Origin of the sequence: Synechococcus sp. MIT S1220, from assembly GCF_047303025.1 — a bacterium.
GTDB lineage: Bacteria > Cyanobacteriota > Cyanobacteriia > PCC-6307 > Cyanobiaceae > Parasynechococcus.
Genome location: NZ_CP138939.1, coordinates 899,205 through 919,420, shown reverse-complemented (window position 1 = coordinate 919,420; position 20,216 = coordinate 899,205). Strand labels below are relative to the sequence as shown.

22 protein-coding genes and 1 tRNA gene are annotated in these 20,216 nt (G+C 54.8%); 12 read left to right on the top strand and 11 right to left on the bottom strand.

The window, feature by feature from the left end; all coding sequences use genetic code 11:
* Window positions 1–19: 19 nt before the first annotated feature.
* Window positions 20–1,108, top strand: a complete 1,089-nt coding sequence (gene aroC / locus SIB64_RS04280) for a chorismate synthase (RefSeq protein WP_413442065.1) — start codon at window positions 20–22, stop codon at window positions 1,106–1,108.
* Window positions 1,109–1,116: 8 nt separating this feature from the next.
* Here the strand turns inward: aroC and SIB64_RS04275 are convergent, their stop codons facing one another.
* From SIB64_RS04275 to SIB64_RS04245, 7 genes are all read right to left on the bottom strand, one after another.
* Complete coding sequence (locus SIB64_RS04275) at window positions 1,117–1,560, bottom strand: hypothetical protein (RefSeq protein ID WP_413442064.1); 444 nt, start codon at window positions 1,558–1,560, stop codon at window positions 1,117–1,119.
* A gap of 62 nt (window positions 1,561–1,622) precedes the next feature.
* Window positions 1,623–2,306, bottom strand: coding sequence for a bifunctional 4-hydroxy-2-oxoglutarate aldolase/2-dehydro-3-deoxy-phosphogluconate aldolase (locus SIB64_RS04270; RefSeq protein ID WP_413442063.1), 684 nt, complete (start codon window positions 2,304–2,306; stop codon window positions 1,623–1,625).
* On the bottom strand, window positions 2,290–4,137 hold the full coding sequence (gene ftsH, locus SIB64_RS04265) for an ATP-dependent zinc metalloprotease FtsH (RefSeq protein ID WP_413442062.1): 1,848 nt from the start codon (window positions 4,135–4,137) through the stop codon (window positions 2,290–2,292). Before ftsH ends, SIB64_RS04270 begins: the two co-directional genes overlap by 17 nt.
* A 45-nt stretch (window positions 4,138–4,182) precedes the next feature.
* Entirely contained in the window at window positions 4,183–5,355 is a 1,173-nt protein-coding gene (gene sat, locus SIB64_RS04260; RefSeq protein WP_413442061.1) for a sulfate adenylyltransferase, read from the bottom strand.
* 110 nt (window positions 5,356–5,465) lie between these two features.
* Window positions 5,466–6,293 (bottom strand): photosystem II manganese-stabilizing polypeptide, encoded by an 828-nt coding sequence (psbO, locus tag SIB64_RS04255; RefSeq protein ID WP_413442060.1) that lies wholly within the window; start codon window positions 6,291–6,293, stop codon window positions 5,466–5,468.
* A 184-nt stretch (window positions 6,294–6,477) separates the two neighbouring features.
* A complete protein-coding gene (coaBC, locus tag SIB64_RS04250) occupies window positions 6,478–7,752 on the bottom strand; it encodes a bifunctional phosphopantothenoylcysteine decarboxylase/phosphopantothenate--cysteine ligase CoaBC (protein ID WP_413442059.1) in 1,275 nt (424 codons plus the stop codon).
* Window positions 7,742–7,981: a DUF2555 domain-containing protein gene (locus tag SIB64_RS04245; protein WP_413442058.1), complete on the bottom strand. Its 240-nt coding sequence runs from the start codon at window positions 7,979–7,981 to the stop codon at window positions 7,742–7,744. Before SIB64_RS04245 ends, coaBC begins: the two co-directional genes overlap by 11 nt.
* A gap of 57 nt (window positions 7,982–8,038) precedes the next feature.
* On the opposite strand from SIB64_RS04245, the gene SIB64_RS04240 reads away from it, so the two are divergent.
* The 5 genes from SIB64_RS04240 to SIB64_RS04220 all read left to right on the top strand — a co-directional run bounded on the left by SIB64_RS04240 (window position 8,039) and on the right by SIB64_RS04220 (window position 10,700).
* Window positions 8,039–8,111: transfer RNA gene (locus SIB64_RS04240), tRNA-Ala, on the top strand.
* 7 nt (window positions 8,112–8,118) lie between these two features.
* Window positions 8,119–8,292: a hypothetical protein gene (locus SIB64_RS04235; protein WP_413442057.1), complete on the top strand. Its 174-nt coding sequence runs from the start codon at window positions 8,119–8,121 to the stop codon at window positions 8,290–8,292.
* A gap of 46 nt (window positions 8,293–8,338) precedes the next feature.
* Window positions 8,339–8,539 carry a hypothetical protein gene (locus SIB64_RS04230; protein ID WP_028953540.1) on the top strand — a complete coding sequence of 67 codons (201 nt, stop codon included), beginning with the start codon at window positions 8,339–8,341 and terminating at the stop codon, window positions 8,537–8,539.
* Window positions 8,540–8,761: 222 nt separating this feature from the next.
* Complete coding sequence (locus tag SIB64_RS04225; RefSeq protein WP_413442056.1) at window positions 8,762–9,103, top strand: DUF565 domain-containing protein; 342 nt, start codon at window positions 8,762–8,764, stop codon at window positions 9,101–9,103.
* 91 nt (window positions 9,104–9,194) lie between these two features.
* Window positions 9,195–10,700 carry an NAD(P)/FAD-dependent oxidoreductase gene (locus tag SIB64_RS04220; RefSeq protein ID WP_413442055.1) on the top strand — a complete coding sequence of 502 codons (1,506 nt, stop codon included), beginning with the start codon at window positions 9,195–9,197 and terminating at the stop codon, window positions 10,698–10,700.
* On the opposite strand, the gene SIB64_RS04215 is transcribed toward SIB64_RS04220, so the two are convergent.
* The 3 genes from SIB64_RS04215 to SIB64_RS04205 all read right to left on the bottom strand — a co-directional run bounded on the left by SIB64_RS04215 (window position 10,652) and on the right by SIB64_RS04205 (window position 14,125).
* Window positions 10,652–11,689 (bottom strand): aspartate carbamoyltransferase catalytic subunit, encoded by a 1,038-nt coding sequence (locus SIB64_RS04215; protein ID WP_413442054.1) that lies wholly within the window; start codon window positions 11,687–11,689, stop codon window positions 10,652–10,654. The two genes, SIB64_RS04220 and SIB64_RS04215, sit on opposite strands and share 49 nt — an antisense overlap.
* Entirely contained in the window at window positions 11,686–12,324 is a 639-nt protein-coding gene (locus SIB64_RS04210) for a DNA-3-methyladenine glycosylase (protein WP_413442869.1), read from the bottom strand. Before SIB64_RS04210 ends, SIB64_RS04215 begins: the two co-directional genes overlap by 4 nt.
* Window positions 12,325–12,970: 646 nt before the next feature.
* On the bottom strand, window positions 12,971–14,125 hold the full coding sequence (locus SIB64_RS04205) for a hypothetical protein (RefSeq protein WP_413442053.1): 1,155 nt from the start codon (window positions 14,123–14,125) through the stop codon (window positions 12,971–12,973).
* 34 nt (window positions 14,126–14,159) lie between these two features.
* Between SIB64_RS04205 and SIB64_RS04200 the strand changes: the two genes are divergently transcribed.
* A complete protein-coding gene (locus tag SIB64_RS04200) occupies window positions 14,160–14,558 on the top strand; it encodes a hypothetical protein (protein ID WP_413442052.1) in 399 nt (132 codons plus the stop codon).
* A 316-nt stretch (window positions 14,559–14,874) separates the two neighbouring features.
* Here the strand turns inward: SIB64_RS04200 and SIB64_RS04195 are convergent, their stop codons facing one another.
* On the bottom strand, window positions 14,875–15,126 hold the full coding sequence (locus SIB64_RS04195) for a hypothetical protein (RefSeq protein WP_413442051.1): 252 nt from the start codon (window positions 15,124–15,126) through the stop codon (window positions 14,875–14,877).
* Between the two features lie 451 nt (window positions 15,127–15,577).
* Between SIB64_RS04195 and SIB64_RS04190 the strand changes: the two genes are divergently transcribed.
* The 5 genes from SIB64_RS04190 to gatC all read left to right on the top strand — a co-directional run bounded on the left by SIB64_RS04190 (window position 15,578) and on the right by gatC (window position 20,197).
* A complete protein-coding gene (locus SIB64_RS04190; RefSeq protein WP_413442050.1) occupies window positions 15,578–16,372 on the top strand; it encodes a VanW family protein in 795 nt (264 codons plus the stop codon).
* A 13-nt stretch (window positions 16,373–16,385) separates the two neighbouring features.
* Entirely contained in the window at window positions 16,386–17,108 is a 723-nt protein-coding gene (locus tag SIB64_RS04185) for a queuosine precursor transporter (RefSeq protein ID WP_413442049.1), read from the top strand.
* 270 nt (window positions 17,109–17,378) lie between these two features.
* Window positions 17,379–18,806, top strand: a complete 1,428-nt coding sequence (locus SIB64_RS04180; protein ID WP_413442048.1) for a hypothetical protein — start codon at window positions 17,379–17,381, stop codon at window positions 18,804–18,806.
* Window positions 18,807–19,118: 312 nt separating this feature from the next.
* The gene (locus tag SIB64_RS04175) at window positions 19,119–19,907 is read left to right on the top strand and encodes a creatininase family protein (protein ID WP_413442047.1); all 789 of its coding nucleotides are present in this window, start codon (window positions 19,119–19,121) and stop codon (window positions 19,905–19,907) included.
* On the top strand, window positions 19,904–20,197 hold the full coding sequence (gatC, locus tag SIB64_RS04170; protein WP_413442046.1) for an Asp-tRNA(Asn)/Glu-tRNA(Gln) amidotransferase subunit GatC: 294 nt from the start codon (window positions 19,904–19,906) through the stop codon (window positions 20,195–20,197). The genes SIB64_RS04175 and gatC overlap by 4 nt, the downstream gene beginning before the upstream one ends.
* Window positions 20,198–20,216: the final 19 nt, after the last annotated feature.

The following is a 20,216-nucleotide window of genomic DNA, read 5'->3' as shown; positions in this document are numbered from 1 at the left end:
CAACGAGTGGTTGAATCCCATGGGCAGCAGTTTTGGCGACCTTTTCCGGATCAGCACCTTCGGCGAATCCCATGGCGGAGGCGTCGGCGTGATTGTTGAAGGGTGTCCACCAAGACTCCAGCTCAATCTGGAGGCGATCCAGGCGGAACTTGATCGACGTCGCCCAGGGCAGAGCCACATCACCACACCCCGTAAGGAAGCGGATCAGGTGGAGATCCTCAGTGGCGTGATGGAGGGGACGACTCTCGGGACCCCGATCGCCATGCTTGTGCGAAACAAGGACCAACGCCCTGGGGATTACAAGGACATGGCTGTGGCATTTCGACCCTCCCATGCAGACGCCACCTATCAGGTGAAATATGGGATTCAGGCCAGCAGTGGCGGTGGACGGGCTTCAGCGAGGGAGACCATCGGCCGGGTTGCCGCAGGCGCGATCGCCAAACAACTGCTCCAGAGGGCCACTGGAACCGAAGTGTTGGCCTGGGTGAAACGGATTCACACCATTGAGGCCGTGGTTGATGCAAGCACCGTGCAGCATGAAGCAATCGAATCAAACATTGTTCGCTGTCCTGACCCTGATGTGGCGGCCCAGATGATCGAACGCATTGAAACGATCGGTCGCGAGGGGGATTCCTGCGGGGGAGTGATCGAATGCGTGGTTCGACAACCTGCTTCTGGACTAGGCATGCCGGTGTTCGACAAGCTGGAGGCGGATCTTGCCAAGGCGGTGATGTCCCTGCCCGCCACCAAGGGGTTCGAGATCGGCTCCGGCTTTGGAGGCACCCTGCTACGAGGCAGCGAACACAACGATGCCTTTCTGCCGACGGAGGATGGCAGCCTGCACACGGCGACCAACAATTCCGGCGGCATTCAGGGAGGCATCAGCAACGGCGAACCCATTGTGTTGCGCGTCGGCTTCAAGCCGACAGCAACGATCCGCAAGGAGCAGCAGACGGTGAATGCCGCAGGGGATGCCACCACCCTGGCCGCCAAAGGAAGGCACGACCCCTGCGTGCTTCCAAGGGCCGTGCCGATGGTGGAGGCAATGGTGGCCTTAGTCCTTGCTGATCACCTGCTGCGCCAACAGGGGCAATGCAGTCTTTGGTGAACCTGAACTCAGACTGCGACAACTGGAGCTGCTCCATTCGCCGTCGGCGTGTCCTGCGTCTGCGAGCCAGAGCCTGATCCCTGGGCTGAGCTTCTGGTGCGAGTGCGCCTGCTCGGTTTCTGAACCGCAACCTTCTTCTTCACCGAGCGCCTCGGGCGGGAACCGGCACGGCTGCGGTGACTCAGAACAAGCGCCCATTCCTCATCGGTGAGGCTGGACGGCTTGCTGCCATGGGCATAGGCCAGCTTGGCTGCCTTCTCAATGTCCTTGATCAGATTGGTCCAGGAGGTGGCGAAGCGTTTATCGGACTGCGATTTCGCGCCACTCTCGACAAGAGTTTCCACGACACCGGCAGCCGAGACTTTCTTGCGGCGACGGTTGAAGATTTCCTTCTGCAGTTGGGCAATCAGGGCATCAGCCTTGTCGCTCAGCTTGATGGTGAGCTGCGACATAACGCAGGACGACAGCTATCTCATCTGTAGCATCCCGGTCTCATGACAACCAGCGGGTGGGGTTAATGCCCAGTCGTCGACTGCTGAAGCCACTGCAACAAAGCGGGGTCAACCCCTTCTGGACCGATGGCTCGACGTCCGAGAGCAACAGCTCCATGGCCTGAGGCCAGCCAGGAGGTCACATCCCCAAGTGACAATCCACCAGCAGCGATCACGAATGGAAGACCTCCCAATGGCGCCTCCAGACGTGACCAGTAACTGCAACCGAGATTCGCTGCGGGAAACAGCTTCACAAGACGTGCCTCATGCTGAATAGCCTGATGGACCTCACTCGGACTGAACACTCCAGGGACGAGAGGCATGGCAAGGAATCGAGCTCTCCTTTGGAGCGATGGATCCCAACATGGAGCCATGGCGTAGTTCAAGCCGAGCTGGCTGGCCTGCTCAAGACCCTGCAGACGGACGACCGAAGCAGCACCAAGACTGAACCCTGGACAGCACCTCCGAAGACGCTCCACCAACCTTGGCCAACCTGGATGATCAATCCATGCCAGTTCAAGGTGGCGTAGCCCGGCATCGTGAAGGATTCGAAGCTGGTGGAGCAGCGGACTCTCGCCGTCCGCATTCTGAAGATCGGAACGCTCTGGCCTTACCACCAAGAGCAAGGGCTGAACCTTCAGGGAGGCAATCAATGCCTCCTGACGATCCAGCCAGATTTGCCGTTGAAAATCAGACGTACTCGGCAATCCGAACGTCGCGCTTGATCAGAAGATCCTGCAATTCTTCCGCATCGACGGTTTCCTGCTCCACAAGCAATTCAGTGAGCTCGTCGAGGATGGAACGGTTATCGGTGAGCACCTGCTTGGCACGCTTGTAAGCGGCATCAACCAGCTCTGAAACCTCCTGGTCGATCGTTGAGGCGGTGTCCTCCGAGAAGTCGCGCTCGGCAGCAATGTCGCGGCCTAGGAACATACCGCCCTGGGAACGACCAAGGGCAACAGGTCCGAGCTTGTCGCTCATACCGAAACGGGTAATCATCTGCCGGGCTGTTGAAGCCACCTGCTGAAGGTCATTGGAGGCCCCTGTGGTGACTTCGTCTTCTCCGTAGACGATCTCCTCAGCGACACGACCCCCAAGGGCGACGGCCATTTGATTCTGTAGGTACGCTCGGGAGTACAGACCTGATTCCATGCGCTCCTCGCTCGGAGTGAAGAAGGTCAGGCCTCCCGCATTGCCTCGGGGAATGATGGTGATCTTCTGCACGGGATCGTAATCAGGCATCAAAGCGCCGACGATCGCGTGACCTGCCTCGTGATATGCCACGAGCCACTTCTTCTTCTCACTAATCACGGCGTCCTTCTTCTCAGGGCCCACCATGATTCGCTCAATTGCGTCACTAATTTCGTCGTTGCTGACCTCCGTCAACTCCCGACGGGCAGCGAGGATGGCAGCCTCATTGAGAAGATTCGCCAGATCAGCGCCGGTGTAACCAGGCGTACGGCGAGCAACCTTGTCGAGATCAACGTCTTTGGCAAGGGTCTTACCGCGGGCGTGAACGCCGAGAATTTGAAGCCGACCTGCGTAATCGGGACGATCCACAGTGACCTGACGGTCGAAACGGCCAGGACGCATCAACGCAGCATCCAAAACGTCGGGACGGTTGGTGGCAGCGATGATGATGATTCCCGTATTGCCCTCAAAACCGTCCATTTCCGTCAGGAGCTGGTTCAGGGTTTGTTCACGTTCATCGTTGCCACCTCCGAGACCTGCACCTCTCTGGCGACCGACGGCATCAATCTCGTCGATGAAGATGATGCAAGGGGCATTCTTTTTGGCTTGTTCAAATAGGTCACGAACTCGGCTGGCACCGACCCCGACAAACATCTCCACAAATTCGGATCCGGAGATGGAGAAGAAGGGAACACCAGCTTCACCAGCAACGGCTTTGGCGAGAAGGGTTTTACCGGTTCCAGGAGGACCAACCAAAAGACACCCCTTGGGAATCTTGGCCCCCACCGCGGTGAATCGATCTGGATTCTTGAGGAAGTCAACGACTTCCGTCAGTTCGAGCTTGGCTCCCTCGATCCCAGCGACATCGGTGAAGGTCACCTGAGTCGCCGGCTCCATCTGAACCCGGGCCTTGCTCTTACCAAAATTCATCGCCGGGTTGCCACCGCCGCCGCCCTGAGCACGCCTGAACAGAAAGAACAAGCCACCAAGCAGCAGCAGCGGAAGAATCAGGCTTCCTGCAGCTTGCTGCCATGCATTGGGCTGACGGGTGGGAGCAACCGCAATATCAACGTTGTGCTCCGTCAGCAAACCGAGCAGATCCTTATCCGGCGCAAGGTTGACTTCGGCACGACGTCCGTCGTTTTCGACGACCTGAGCGGTGCCTCGATCAGGAGAGATCAGCACACGACTGACCTGATTCTCCTGGACGGCCTCGACGAAATCGCTGTACCTAAGGGTCCGCGCCGCAGTGGCTGGATCGTCTCGGTCCAGGAAAGCGGTCCCGACCACGATCACGACCACCACAAGGAGGACGTACAGACCAATGTTGCGCCAGCGTTTGTTCAAGGATCTGATCGCTTAATGAAGGAATGTTAATGCGTTGCTGAGAGTTCAGGCGGAGCGGAGTACTTCGACGACGCTCCTGAAGGCGAACCACTCAGGGATCTCCTCTCCATTGCGAAGCATCTTCCGGAACTGGGTTCCGCTCAGCTTCTTCACGTGCAGCCCGCGTGCTTCCGCATGCTCGGCCGTGACGTAGCCCTCTTCCTGGGTGAAGACCAGGTTGAGGGATGGCACCGTCTCCATCGTCAGTTCCGGGGCGCACTCCTTGGCGAAGTTCTGTGCGTCGTAGGGACCGTAGAAATCCTCGCCTGTCAATGAGGACTTACAGCCGGCCATATCGCGGCCAATGATGAAGTGGGTGCATCCGTAGTTGCGACGGATGATCATGTGCTGCAGAGCCTCTCGGGGGCCCGCCATGTGCATGGCATAGGGCAGATAGGCCCAGAGAATGCTTTCGTTGTTGACCTCAGCGGCCAGACGCTCATAGGTCTGGAAACGAACCGCACCGGGGATGTCGTCCTGCTGGGTTGGTCCGCAGGTGGGGTGAACCAGCACCACAGCCTTCTCACTCACGTTCTGGGCATGCAGAGCGCGGGTGAACAGCTCGTAGTGGGCACGGTGAATCGGATTGCGGCACTGGAATGCCACGACGTCTTCGCCATCAGGCAAGCCAGCCCGCACTTCTGCCGGGGTCTTGCAGGGGAACTCGCGCTGCGGCAATTCCAGTCCCTTCAGGCTTCCACCGAGGTAGAAGCACTTTCTCTCCATAGAGATCATCCGCACAGCCGGATGCTCGAGAGAGGTGGTTCCGTAACAGCCTTTCGCTTCAACAACCTTGTTGGGTTCCCATTTGTCCTCGACCTCGAGGACAGCCAGATCCTGACCCTTGTAGCTGAGCAGAACCTTGTCACCCACAACGACATCGTCGCGATCGGTGTCCAGAACGATGGGGAGCCCGAACAGGTGACCAGCCGCGGTGCGGTGTCCAGCCACTACCGCGTCGTAATCCTCCTGGTGCATGAAACCGCGCAAGGGGGAGAAACCACCAACGCTGAGCAGCTCCACATCACAGGCGTTGCGATCGGAACATTCGATCGTCTTTGTGGCGCTGGCCTTCACAGCGTCGCGGTCCGTCGCAGGAACCATCAGGTCCACCAGGGTGCCTCCGTAAGGAGCGATCACACCGGATCGCTGGTTGGTTGCGGGGGCGCTGGCGGTCATGGCCTGGGGAATCGTTGCGGCGAGATTCTCCCAGATGACTCAACTGAACACAAAAAAAGGGGGCCATGGCCCCCGGAATCTGAAAACGAGTGGAACAAACAAGCGAAGAATCAGAGTTCCTCGAGTCGCCCGTAGAGATCGCCACTGATCTTGATGTCGACGATTTCACGGCCACCCATATCCGAGTCGGACGGTTGAACCGCTGTGAACACTCCGCCGAATTCACCAGTCTCAGGGTCGACTTTGGTGATCGAGAGGCTCATCGTTCCCTCACCGTCGATGTAGCGCTTGTTGTTTTCAGCCTCAAGAGCCTCATCATCACCACCGAGAGCGACCAGTCCCTGGGCGTACTGCACACCCGTGGTCAAAGCACGACCCTTCGGATCAATGAAGTTGCTGGTGCGATAGCTGGGGGTGCGATAAACGCCATCGAAATCGGTACTGGTTGTAATCGCTGACCCTTCAGCGGTTGCATTCAGAGACTTGCTGGAGAAGGTGAAAGGAAACTCCTCACCACCGGGGATTAGCACCGTGATGGGCTGGAAATCAATTCCACCCTTTTCCTGGAAGGCAAGGCCGTCATCACTGACGGTGAGATCACCGAAGACCTCATCAAGACTGGACGTGAATCGAGTGAGAATTTTGCCTTCAACGAATTGTGCGACCTGGCGACGATTGGTGGGCTCTTCCTTGGCGTAAACCTGAACGGGATGCATACAGATATCGCGTAGCTCGTACTTCCCTCCGACGGACAGGGGGATCGATCCACGGGCCGAATCGGGAATCGTGGGGCAGTCGTTGGCCTTGCCGGTGTTGCGAATGTCGTCATAGGTGACGTTGGTGCCGGCACGCTGAACTGCTTCGCTGCCGCCGCTGCAGGCGGTGACTAGAGAAAGACAGAGGGCCAGCACAATGGCCAGTAGGGGACGAATGCGCATGAGAAAAAGCCAGGAGGCTGCTGATGTGCGGTCTAAACCGATCCGATCGGGATCCTACAGGTGCTAAATCGTCGCCACGCCTGGCCTTTTGCAGGTCTCAACAACTTTGTCTTGAGATCGAGAGAGCAGACCTGATTTCTGGTTCGGTTCAGGCCTTCAATCCACGGCTGAGAAGCCGAGCCGATCAGGACATCCGGGGGAGTGATTCGCGCAGGGCTGTCAACAGATGATGCGCCAAGGCAAGTTTGGACATGGCTGGCAAACGCAACTGCAGCTGATCTCCCAGCAGCCAGCCGCCGTTGCGAACGTCGCCAAAACCCTGGCCAGGACGATCGATCGGATTCACCATCAGCAGATCGCAGCCCTTGGCTTGAAGTTTGATGCGACCCCGTTCGAGCAGCACATCCTCTGATCCAGAGAGAGCAGCAAAACCCAGCAGGCGCTGCACTTGCGGACGCTGCCTAACAAGCTGTTGAAGTAGATCAGGCACGTCTTCCCAGCCCCCACTCAGCAGGCAGTTCAACTCGTTTTTTGCAGGTTTCGAACTCAAGCCACCATCCCTGCGTTTCAAATCAGCCACGGCCGCCACCATGGCCACAGCATCCGCATATGGTTGGTACTTGATGAGGAGCTCACCCATCTCGGCAGCGGTCTGCACAGGCAGGTCATGGAGACCTTCCCGCCAGGCATCGGGAACCTGCAGAGGGCCATGCACCAAAACCACATCAGCCCCACGCATCCGGGCGGCCTGAGCGAGGAGTACGCCCATCCGTCCACTGCTTCTGTTGGTCAGAACCCTTGCCGCGTCGATGGGTTCCACCGTTGGCCCAGCACTGACGAGAAGGGATCGACCCAACCAGTCCCGTTCAGCGTTGGCATGCTGCATCCCACGGCTGAACAACGACGCCGCCGCCAGTTCAATCAACTCGGGGGAGACCATCCGCCCATCGCCGATACGGTCACACGCCAGCAGTCCCGCTCCCGGCGCCAAAGGCAGCACGCCTGGGAAAGTCTGCAGCGTGTCCCAGTTGCGCTGAACTGCGGGATGTTTCCACATCGCCGTGTTCATCGCCACGGCCGCCAGCACAGGCACTTCGCTGGCCAGCAGCGTGCTGGCCAGCAAGCCGTCCGCAATTCCCTGACTCCATCTCCCTAGGGACGTTGCACTAAGCGGAGCCACAACCACCAGCTCAGCCCACTCCGCCAATTCGATATGCAACGGTCGACTGCAGGCTGGATCCCATTGGTCCCTCTCCAGATAACAGCAATGGCGGCTGAGGCAAGCCAGCGCTGAAGCGCTGACCAACTTCTCAGCGCTCGCCGTGAGCAGACATCTCACCTCAGCCCCGGCTTTGACCAGGGCACTCACCAGAAGAGGCGTTTTGACCGCAGCGATACTGCCACTTGCGGCCACCAGAAGGCGACGTCCCTGGAGAGGACGCTCTGGATCAGTCCTCATCAAAAGGCTCTTGATCCACTAAGTGCACATAGGGCCGCGCCAGCTCTGGTCGATGAATCGCAAGGGATCGCAGGAGATGCCAGTCGGAAAGCCCCGCAAACGGCGTCGGATAATCGTCCTCATCAAGCCGACGAGCCAGTTCAGCGATCGACAACTCATCGAACGCCGCGAGCCGTTCCGGTGTGATTGACGCCTCGGGCGTGCCTGTGGTGTTGGGAACGGTGTGCATCACGGGAAGCCGACTACTTCAGTGTGGCCCAACTCTGACCGCTAGCGTTCCATAACTGGGGAATTAGCTCAGCTGGTAGAGCGCTGCGATCGCACCGCAGAGGTCAGGGGTTCGAATCCCCTATTCTCCACTGTGTGGTGGCCGCCGCAGACCGGATGCATTCATTCAGTCGTCGCCGATCGAGACTGATGCTCCTGCCAGTGATGGCGATCGTGGTGCTTCTCACGATCCTGGTTCGCCCCTCGGCGCTGATCACCTACACCCTGCTAGCCCTTGCAGGTGGGATGTCGAATTTTCAGTCGCGGCCATAGCGACACTTCATGGGGTAAAAGGGATGGGTGAAATACCCTGTTACTGATGTCGCAGTCGAAACGTGAGCAGGTCGTCAGTCATCTGCGATACATCCGTCAGGAGCTGCGGGAGATGCATCAGGGCGTCATGGAAGACGGACTTCTTCCGGAAGCAGGCGAGGTGCGGGGTGTGATGGCACAAATGGAAGCTCTGCTCGAACTTCTGGAAGGGAAGTCATCCAGAAAAGCAAAAGCAGAATCGAGCTAGACCCGACAAAAGGCGGTTGCCAAACCTGCCACGGCAAGCTTTGCTTCATCCGTCCCCATCCCCCGGCTCGGGATTGCATTCCCGGGCTTTTTTATTGAAACCGTAAAGACCTGAGGTGGGCGTGAGCAAAAGTCTTTTCAAAGCTTCAAGTCCAGAGCTGAACGATCACGCAACAACAGTCATCCAAACCCAGTGCTCGCTGGACGTTCTTCCTGCAATTTGATGGCGATCAGACTGCAATCCACGCGTCTTCAGACCAACATCGGCGAGGCCAATGGTCGCCTGGAACAGTGGGCCATCAATCCGTGGAGACGCTTCTCTCTCCTGATCATTTTCCTGCTCACAGGTTTTTTCGGTGGGACCGCCATCACCTCGATTGCTGGAGTCCTTGGTCAGATGGATCCGGTCGCTTCGCTGGTGATCGTCGGTTTGTGTGAACTCAGCGTTCGCTTGCGCCGCAATTGGGTGAAGAAGGGAGTTTTGCCCTTGGCAATTCAGCTCATTGATTGCTTCAGGCTCGGGATTCTCTATGGGTTGTTCATGGAAGCCTTCAAATTGATCTGATCACACCTCGTGATTCAGACGATACGCAGAGGCGGACAAACGCAGATGCTGTTCATAGTCTTTGCTTAACGCAACCGCTTCGGCGTCTCCCATGGCAGGCGAGCATTTTTTTCTCGAACTCGAACCGCCTGAAGAACGCCTACGCAGAGCACCACACGTCGTGATCGTGGGCGGTGGTTTCGCCGGTATTCATGCCTGTAAGGCGTTGAAGGATGCAGATGTGCGCATCACCTTGATCGATAAACGAAATTTCAATCTGTTCCAACCCCTTCTTTATCAGGTCTCAACAGGTCTGGTCTCACGGGGTGATGTCGCCACGCCGCTCCGCGAACTCGTCGGAACACAGAGAAATGTTCAGGTGCTGCTCGGGGAGGTCACCCATATCCAGCCTGAAGGGAAACAAATCATCTTCAACGGCAAGGCCTGCAGTTACGACCATCTGGTGCTGGCCACAGGATCGGGCAGCACCTTTTTCGGCCATGAGGAATGGCGCACATTCGCGCCCCCGATGAAAATCCTCGAGCACGCCGAGGAGATCCGGCGCCGCTTGCTGATGGCGATGGAGCAGGCCGAGCAGACGCCGGACCCGGAAGCACGCGAATTCCTCCAAACCGTTGTGATTGTCGGCGCCGGCCCCAGTGGTTGCGAAATGGCCGGGGCCGTTTCGGAACTGATGCGTTGGGCGATGAAAAATGCCTTCAAACAACTGGATCCAGACAAGACGCGCATCGTCTTGGTTGATCCTGGTGAACGTGTGCTGCGCGCGATGCCGGAGATGATCTCTGCTGCAGCCCTTCAATCCCTGACCGACGACGGCATCGAGTTCCTGTCGAAGGGTCGCGTTCAAACCATGCGTCCTGGAGAAGTGATCGTGGGCACCCCGGATGGAGACGTCCGCATTCAGGCCGCCACTGTGATCTGGACAGCAGGGGTGCGGGCTTCACAGCTCGGGAAAAAGCTCGCAGCCGTTACCGACTGCGAAACCGATCGCGGCGGCCGCGTGATTGTTGAACCCGACTTCTCCGTTCCAGGTCATCCCGACATCCGGGTCGCTGGGGATCTGTGCAACTACAGCCACACCAGCAACGGCCACCCGTTACCGGGCATGGCCGCACCAGCAAAGCAGGCCGGCACGTTCATCGGCAAAGACATTGCGGCGATCATCGCCGATCAGCAACGACCCACCTTCCGGTACTTCGACTTCGGAAGCATGGCCGTACTGGATCGTTCCAGCGCTGTTGCCGACCTGCGCGGCCTCAAATTCACCGGCGGCATCGGCTGGATCCTCTGGGCTTTCGTTCACTTGGTACTGATCCCCGGCCTGGAAAATCGGATCAGCCTCTCGATCAAATGGATCTTCGCGCTGCTGACCCAGCAACGCGCCGCGATGCTTCTCACCGGCATGCCAAGTCAACACATGGCTCTCGATGCCGCGGATGCGCATTTCCCCATGCAGGCAGGAGAGGGTCCATCCATTGCCTCCCCAGATGCAGCTCTCAAAGCAGCAATGGATTACTACTCACACCAGCTGTCTGGGATTCCACAAACTCAAGAATTGATCGACACCAGCGACGAATCAGCGGCTGCCATCAGATAAAGAAGCGCCATTCGGATCGGCACGCCGTTGCGGACCTGCTCCTCCACCAAACAGATCGCCGAGTCATCCAGAACTTCACTGGCCATCTCCACCCCGCGGTTCACCGGTCCGGGGTGGAGTACTGGTACATCAGCACCGCAAAGGGCCAGACGATCGCGGGTCAGGCCAAAATCTTGGTGATAGCGGTTCAGCGTCGTGAGCAGCTGCTGCCCCATCCGCTCTTTCTGTAGGCGAAGCGTCATGACTGCATCCGCGCCGGGCAAGGCTTGCTCGAGAGTGCGCTCGACCGTGATCCGTCCCCGATGTGGAACAGGATCGAGGGCTTGTCCCGGTGGAGGTTCCTCCACGAACTGAGCGAACGCAGCAGGCACAAGACTGGGCGGGCCACAGAGCACCACATCCACACCGCAGGCGGTCAAAGCCCAGAGGTTGGAGCGAGCCACCCTCGAATGCAGGATGTCACCAACGATGGCCACACGCTTGCCCTGGAGCACTTCCGGTAGCGGATGCGCCGGATCGAAATAACGGGCAAGGGTGTACAGATCAAGAAGACCTTGACTGGGGTGACTGTGCAAACCGTCCCCACCATTGAGCACCACTGTGCGATCACCCGCCTGGTCTAGGGCAGAGGCGAGCTGTTCCGGCACACCGGTTGAACGATGCCGAACCACAAGCACATCCGCACCCATCGCCACATAGGTTCGGGCCGTGTCCAGCACGCTCTCCCCCTTGCTCAGGGAACTGCTCGAAGGTGAAAAACTTTGCACATCGGCCGACAGCCGCTTAGCGGCCAACTCAAAACTGCTGCGGGTTCTGGTACTGGGCTCGAAAAACAGGCTGGCCACCAAGCGCCCCTGCAAAGCAGGCAATTTGCGCGCACCGGTGACGGGCAGCGAGCGAAAGCGATGGGCCAACTCGAGCACTGCAGCAAAGTCTTCGCGCGAGAACGCCGCCAGGTCGAGAACATGCCGATGGCTCCATCCGCTCATCCGTTGGGCTCCGGCAAGGGGAACCACGACCGATCCACAGGGGGAGTGCGGTCACCCTTGACCCGGCGGCTCACGCTGCGACTCGATTTCAAATACCAACGAAGCGGGAGCAATTCTCCCTGGGAGATCCCAATGCGCGTTGTCGTCACAAGCGGGGGGTTCGTGAACGTGGCGACTCTGGGAGCCATCCACACTTCATGTTCGCCCGTGACAGGACAGCTGTCATCGCTCCGATCCAGTCCAAACCGGCGAGCCAGCAAGCCAGGGCCAGCGGCAACCCGCTCCGGCTCCTCCGGCATCGCGACCGCACGAAGCAAAACACCGTTCGCCCATTCCGGCCGGCCGGTCACCACGTTCACACAGTGATGGATGCCGTAGCTCACATAGACATAAAAGCGCCCTGGCGCTCCAAAGAGCGTTTCGTTTTGCGGTGAGCGGCGGCGATACCCGTGGCAGGCAGGCTCATCCTGGGAATACGCCTCTGTTTCCACGATCACACCCCAAAGCACGCTGCCGTCGATTTGGCGTTTCACCAACCTGCAGCCCACCAACTCAGGTCCCACTACTTCCGCAGGGCGGCAGAAGAAGGATTGCGGCAGAGCAGGGAAATCGGAATTGATGGCCTGGCTGGCGATGGAACGTGCTTGAAATAACTAAACAGTGAGGAGCACAAAGAAGAGAACGAGCTGCAAGGATTTCAGCAATGCATGGTTCAATAATCAGTTTCTCACCCTGATCATGAGGTCATCAGGGAAATACTTCCCCTGGATTGTGAGATTGACGTTCCAAGGAACTGCGTGGCATTGCTTTGTGTCGCCCTTTAAGTCCTAGAAGAAGAGCAAAAACAAGCGATCTGCTGCTTCAGGCAAACACGAATGTCATGCAGAGTTTCGGCAGAGAACACTCTCAGCAGTGAACACTTTTGGCACGGAGAAGCCTTCTCCAGAACAACCTTCGGACCATTCAATGGACAGAGGACATGATCGAGGGATGTCGATAACTTCCGAATCGAAATCAAAAAGATGCCAAAGCAGAGCCTTGAAGATCATTCGGTCGCAACAAACTCTCGACGAAGACCAGCGATGCAAAATACTCCTCAATAAGCCTTCTTGTTTCACCAACCTGAAGACCGCAAGATCAGGGATTTGACCCCTGCGAAACGGTAGAGGAATCATGTAGGCACTCTTGGAGAATACAGCAATAGACTGAAGACATGGAAACCAAGTGGGAGCAAACATTTCATTGCCCCTATATGATTTTTAAATCAATCAGTCAATGCCCTCAAAGGTTCTCTAGCCCATTGAGCTGGGACGTCGAGAGATCACCTTCCAGCAACCGAAAGACTGGATCAGGCAAAGCTGCCAGACACTCCGGCTTAATTGACTGGATCTGTTCTGGATCGAAGCCACTTGCGATCACCTCATTCATCTTCTTGGCTTGGTTTGTCGTCATGCCACCGAAAGCCTCACCAGGAATAGCTTCCACTTGATCTTCATTGAGTTTACGGAGCGTCTTGGGGTTGAAACCACTCATCTGGCCGGCATCAAGCCCCTCAAACACAGTGGGGTCTAGCTTCCTGGAAGCTGAGGGCTTCAATCCGGAAATTGCATCAGGGCTCAACTCGGCAAAGTCCTCTGGGCTAATATCAGCCAAAAGTTTTTTTGCAAGGCGCTTGATCTGATCGCCATCAAAACCTTCAAATGCATCGCTTGGAAGGGAATTAAACTGGGCACTACTAAGGCTTTTAATAACTTTTGCCGAAAGTTCTGACAACTGATCAGCCTGAATTCCACCCAATACATCCAAAGGAAGCGATCCAAATGTTTTGGGTAAGAAACCAGCCATCGCATCCGGAGAAAGATTTTGAAATGCCTTAGGATCAAATTTGGGAAACAAATCCCTCGGCAAGTTTTTGAGATGCCCAGGCTGAAAGCCACCAAAAACCTTGCTTGCGAGAGCCTCGAACTGTTCCAAATTAAAACCTTTTGCGACTTTTTCAGGCAATTCAGAGAATTGTGTCGGCTTAAAGCCTGCAACAGCATCTCCACTCAGTAGCGCGAATTCCTTTGCGCTGATCTCAGCAATCAGATCATCTGTAAGAGCCTTGATCTGATCACCTGTAAAACCACCAAAAGCACCTTTCGGCAATGCATCAAACTGATCAGCATCAAAACTTTTAATCACTTTTGCTGACAATTCCGCTAGCTGCCCAGCCTGCAAGCCGCCCAGTACGTCCAGAGGTAGCTCTCCAAACGTTTGAGGTCCAAAGCCACCCATCGCCTCAGGAGAAAGCTCCTGAAAAGCCTTGGGATCGAACTTGGAGAACAAATCTTTTGGCAAATTTTTGATGTGCCCAAGCTGAAAACCGCCAAACGCCTGATCTGCAAGTGCATCAAACTGTTCTGGGTTAATGCTTTTCACAACATCGGAGGGCAACTCCGCAACCTGAGTAGGCGCTAAATCTCCCAGCATGGCTGGGGACAACCCGTCAAACTGCCCAGGCAAAAGCGACGCAAAGTCTGCCGGCATTGACGGCATCCCATCAGGCATCACCCCATCTGGAATCGATGGAATCCCCTCAGGCATCACTCCACTTGGAATTGATGGAATCCCCTCAGGCATCACCCCACTTGGAATTGGTGGAACCCCCTCAGGAGGCATCACCCCATCTGGAATCGATGGAATCCCCTCAGGCATCACCCCATCTGGAATCGATGGAACCCCCTCAGGAGGCATCACCCCATCTGGAATCGCGGGCACACCTTCCGGAGGGCCATCGCTGGAAGCATCGGGAACCTCAGGCGGTGAGGGAACGTCTCCAATATCCGAAGGAATCGACGGAAAGTTGAACAGAGGCCTGGAGGAATGACCAACAGGATTCTCAGAACGCCTAAAGAGAGGTCGCATTGGAGAGATAGCCATTTAAAAGAACACTAACCACAACAAGTAGTACCGTCCAAAAACAACAAAAATAAACAACGCAAGGTCCGATCTATCGCCCCAAACTGTTCCTTGCGAAACAGAGTTGATCAAACATTCCGATCAGCAAAACGTCGATCCCTTCCTTTATCGAGGCAATCGCCAACCTCTAAAAAGTTCTACCACCACAAAAATCGACCATATCGTATAACCAAGAACAGCACATCATCCATTTGGGAACAGGCAAACATCTTCAGCAAGACCAATCAGTCCAAACTAAATCCAGGCTGATGATGAGCACAATCCCAGAGCGTTAACTTTGGTCGCTTCAAAACTTCAAGAGAGATGGCTTTCAACAATTCAATCATCACCACTTTGTTCAGCATCTCCACTCTGGTTGTTCTCCCCACTGAACCTGCCAATGCATGTACAGGCAGCCATTTAGAGCGATACCAAGTTGACAACAGCTTGAATCGAATCATCAGTAAAATGAGTGGAGTCTGCCCATCCAAAATCATCCTTCATGCAGGGATGAATGGATTCGTTGTTTGTAAAAATTCCTGCTTTTCAGCCAAAAAGGCACTTGTAGTCCAAAACAGCAAAGTGGCAGGCATCTGGAATGGTCCCTACAGCTACGGAAATTTCTGCTCTTGGCAGTAAGTCAGATCAAAGTGTTGAGCACTCAGTGCACCTAAAAGAGACCAACTAAACCGAAATAAATTTGACTATTTAGCAATGATTTTAGCATCTACTTAACAAAGGCAAGACCATTTTCAAGGGTATTCGTTCTAGAAAATTCATATTTGGCAGGACACCAATCATTCAACCAAGGCGATTCATCGATATCTGGACCCAAACAGATCGGTTCACACAACAGCTTGAGCGACGCTTCTGCTCATCTTCGTTCTACTCCGGGTAAGAATATCAATCTGAACAGCCGGCGCTCCTCACCCCGGCATCTCGGCAGCCATGACCTTGGTTTCTCGGCTCCCTCGATCGCTGAAACGACAGGTCCGGCTGACTGGCTGCCGAGCCATTGGCCTTTGGAGGCGTTACCCAAATTCCGTTCGGCGTCATTGCCTGAACAGCACACGTGCTGAAGCCTGGAAGGCCAGAGCCCACACCTGGCAGACCTCCACCACGCCCATCCCCAACAGGGGAGATGCCACAACACGAACCAACCGTTTGCACAATCTCGCGACTGCCATCAGCAGAATCCATCACCGTTTGATCAAGCCAGGAGAAGCTTTCAGCCTTTCTCAGCATCTTGATGAACCCACACAAGCGAATGGTTATCGCTCTGGCCCCGTGTTTGTTGGAGGGGAAGTCCTCTCTGATGCAGGTGGGGGGTTATGCCTAATCGCTACGAACCTCTACCACTTATTTCTCTACGGCGGCTGCACCATTCTTGAAAGGCACAACCACAGCATCGATGCTTACGGAGAAGGGCGTTTTTACAAACTGGGCGAAGATGCAGCGATCGCATTCAGTTACAAAGATCTCGTGATTCGAAATCCTTTCGATCACACTTTGCTTCTGTGCACCAGTCTTGATTCAAACGTTGTTCACAGCAGATTACTCGCATTGGAACCGAAACCGATCCAAACCATTATTCGCTCCCAGGTTTTGGAACGACATGCTCCAATGCGGCAGGATCAAACCACCGCAGGCTGGAGCGTGAGCACTGCGCGATTCAGCCGGCCGATTCATTCCGGTTCATGGCGGCAGGATTACCTCTCGTTCAGCCACTACAAGCCCTGTTAATGGCCGGTTCGTGATGAACAAACAAGACCTTTCAACTGCACAGCTTCAACGTCGTCGAGATGGGGTGTTTCTTGTTTTAGCTGGCCTTTTTCTCGGCACCCTGGGGATGCTGAATGTGCTCGGCCTCACCCGATTCCTCCAACTCGGAGTAATTGGAAGCTGGCCTGTTGTAGTTGCAGTGGGTGCCTTGCCGTACCCAATCACGTTTCTGTGCACCGATCTGATTAGTGAGATCTGGGGCGAACAACGGGCCAATCAAGTGGTTTGGGTGGGTCTCCTCCTCAATGGCTGGGTCGTCCTGATCCTCTGGCTAGGAGGAGTTCTACCGGCCATGCCGGGGACCGACGACTCCACGTTCCGAACGCTTCAGCAGCTGAGCTTTGGTGCCGTCGGTGCCTCGATGGTGGCTTATCTGACGGCCCAATTCGTCGACGTTCGTCTGTTCCATTTCTGGAAGAAACGCACAAAAGGGAAAGCCCTTTGGTTGCGCAACAACGGTTCAACCCTGGTGAGCCAGCTCGTTGATACCAGTGCGGTCGTTCTGATCAGTCATTACGGAGCCCATGTGCTGCCCGTTCAGCCCGACGCCCCCGTGCTGCCCCAGCTCGGCAGCTTCATTGCGAGCGGGTACTTGTTCAAAATGCTTGCCGCCTTGGCCGACACCCTCCCTTTCATCTGGTTGACGGGCTGGTTGCGAAAAATTCTCCACATTGACACGAATAATGATCCAGACTGACCCAAAAAAATCAGTGCCATGTCTAATCACATGCTGACGAGAAAAGCCAACCAAATCGCAATTTGATACATGCACTTATCAGTAAAGACAAACTCATAACAATTCAACAGGACTAAAATTAAACAAAATATGTTTACATTCCACTAAAATTGGAGCATTCCACTCTTGTGCCATGAGCAAAACCCACACATTAAACGGCCTGAAAGGCAAGCCCCAGGGTAGTATTCAATTTCTACAAAATCATTCAAGCCATAGACAATCCTAAAGAGCATGAAAAAGGAGAATTCAGAAATCCTTGCAACAAAAAAAGCGATTCTACGCGAGCCAATAAACACAAACAACTATATTAAGTTAGCAACTTTATTCAAAAGCCAGGGGAAAAAGACTCACTTTTTTCGCTCTTATAAAATTGCAACAGAACGACAAGCCAAAAACGCCGAACTCCTACTGAAAGCAGGAATATCTGAGATGGAGGTCGAGAAATTCAATGAAGCATTAATCCTATTTACAAAGTCAGCAAGGACAAACAACCAGAGTCTTGCCTGGTTTCATCTTGGCATTTGCCTATTCGCTCTAGGGGAATATTCACAATCCCTTAGAATGTACCGCCTTTCCATTCAACACCTCCCAGGACATGTCGGCACTTTAATGAATATCGGAGTATTATTGCAATTGAATAACAAGCCACGCAAAGCCGCACGTTCCTACGAAATAGCACTGACATTCGAGCCGAATAATGCAGGGTTGCATTACAATAAAGCTACAGCACTGCTTTCTTCAGGACAATATCTAAGCGGATGGAAGCATTTTCGCTGGAGATTTGAGAATCCATCAACATCCGCAATCCATGCTTTACCTCATGGGAATAAATGGAATGGGGAAAATTTAGAACCGGGCCAAAGGCTTGGGATCATTAGTGAACAAGGACTAGGAGATACAATTCAATTCATTCGATACTGCGCTACCTTGAGAGCGAGAGGAATTTCAATAAAAACATTTATCCAAAAATCTCTTGTCAGCCTTGTACGCGAATCCGGATTAGATCCTGAATGCCAGGAAAATACCATTGCAGAAAACTCAGAAATCGATACATGGATTCCACTTTTATCCATCCCCGAAATCTTAGGAGTAACACCAAACAATCCAATCATCAGCTCGTCCTACATAACAGCAAGGAAAGATCTGATCACAAAGTGGTGCAATAGGTTCAGCAAGTCCAATAAATTTAAAGTGGGAATAAAGTGGCAGGGCTTTCAGGGAAATGAACGTCTATACAATCAGAGCATTGGCCGTTCCATTCCTTTATCAAAGTTCAAAGCGCTAGCCGATAATTTTGACATTGAGTTTATTTCACTCCAGAAAGATGAAGGGTCAGAACAGATATCCACTTGTGGTTTTAATAAAAAATTTACCCCACTCCTAAAATGCATAGAGAAGGAAAGATGTATGCTAGAAACTGCTGCAATTATAGCATCCTGCGATCTAATTTTAACCTGTGACAGCGTTATTGCACACCTTGCCGGAGCCCTAGGCGCACCAACATGGGTTTTGCTAAATAGCTGCCCAGAGTGGAGATGGGGAGACAAAGGTAATACAACTTTTTGGTACCCAACAGCAAAACTCTTTAGACAAAAAGAACAAGGAGATTGGAGCAGAGTAATACAAGATGTCGCGAATTCCTTGGCAAAACACATTTAGGATTCAAAATGCTTAAAACTTTTACCTGCATAGCCCCTTGCCAAGTGTCTCCAGCATTCGCAGCTCTTGCTGCAGCGTTGCAACACACTATATGATCATTTTAAAATCAAGACTGCAATAATCAAATTTTTTTCATTAGAATGAAAATGGAATGAATTAACTAATGGACGCCGCTCTTTCCGGCTTCAACCTGGGCACCGTGCTACTCGCGAGCATTGTGCTGTTCCCACTGGCATGCCTTTTCTTCGGAACCCGAGGCGGCTACTACAACACCGACCAATACGACGGAAACGGAACCGCTCACTGAACGGCATGACTGACATGCTTCCTGGCCCCGTCGAGAGCAACGAAGCCATCCGCCTTGCTCTTCGCAGCTGGCCTGAGGTTGAGGAGTATCTCAAGCACTGCAAAGGGGTGATCATTCCGCTCGGTTCAACCGAGCAACACGGCCCCACAGGCGCCATCGGTACGGATGCTCTGACTGCCGAGGCCATCGCGCTGGACGTGGGCAGACGCACTGGAGTTCTCGTCACGCCTGCTCAAGCCTTCGGCATGGCCGAACACCATCTTGGTTTTGCAGGAACGATGAGTCTGCAGCCAGCCACCTTGCTCGCCGTTCTGCATGATCTGGTGCTGTCCTTGGCCCGTCACGGATTTGAGCGCGTTTTCGTGATCAATGGCCATGGGGGCAACATCGCCACCACCAAAGCAGCCTTCGCACAAGCCCATGGCACCGCCGCAAGCCGTGGCCTGGCCGTCGCACCAAAACTCCGCTGCCGTCTTTCCAACTGGTTCATGAGTGGTCCCGTGATGCAACAGGCTCGGGACCTTTACGGTTCCAAAGAAGGACATCACGCCACACCCAGTGAAATCGCCGTGACCTTGCAGGTGGAACCCAGCCTGATCAGCAAGCAACGTCCCCTAGATGACCCTGCTCCAGCCGGACCGATCCATGGTCCTGAGGATTTCCGGCGTCGCCATCCAGATGGACGGATGGGTTCTCACCCATCTCTCGCCACTGCCGAACACGGCGCCACGTTCCTGGAGACAGCCGCTACGGCGTTGAGCGAGGATCTACGTCGATTCCTGAAGGAAGCATGAGCCACATCAGCGCAGACGACGTCCGAAAGGTTGCTCAGCTCGCCCGCCTTGATCTACCGAACGAGAAGGTGGAGACATATACCGAACAACTGGAATCAATCCTCGACTACGTCGGACAGCTTCAGTCGATTGACACCACGGATGTTCCTCCAACAACCCGTGCCGTTGAGGTGGTGAATGTGACGAGGCAGGACGCCATCGACCCAACCGCTGTTCGAGAGGACATTCTCAACCAGGCACCCAACCGCGAAGGTGATTTTTATCGCGTGCCAAAAATCCTCGCCGAGTAGGAGCAGGCCTCCAGCTTGT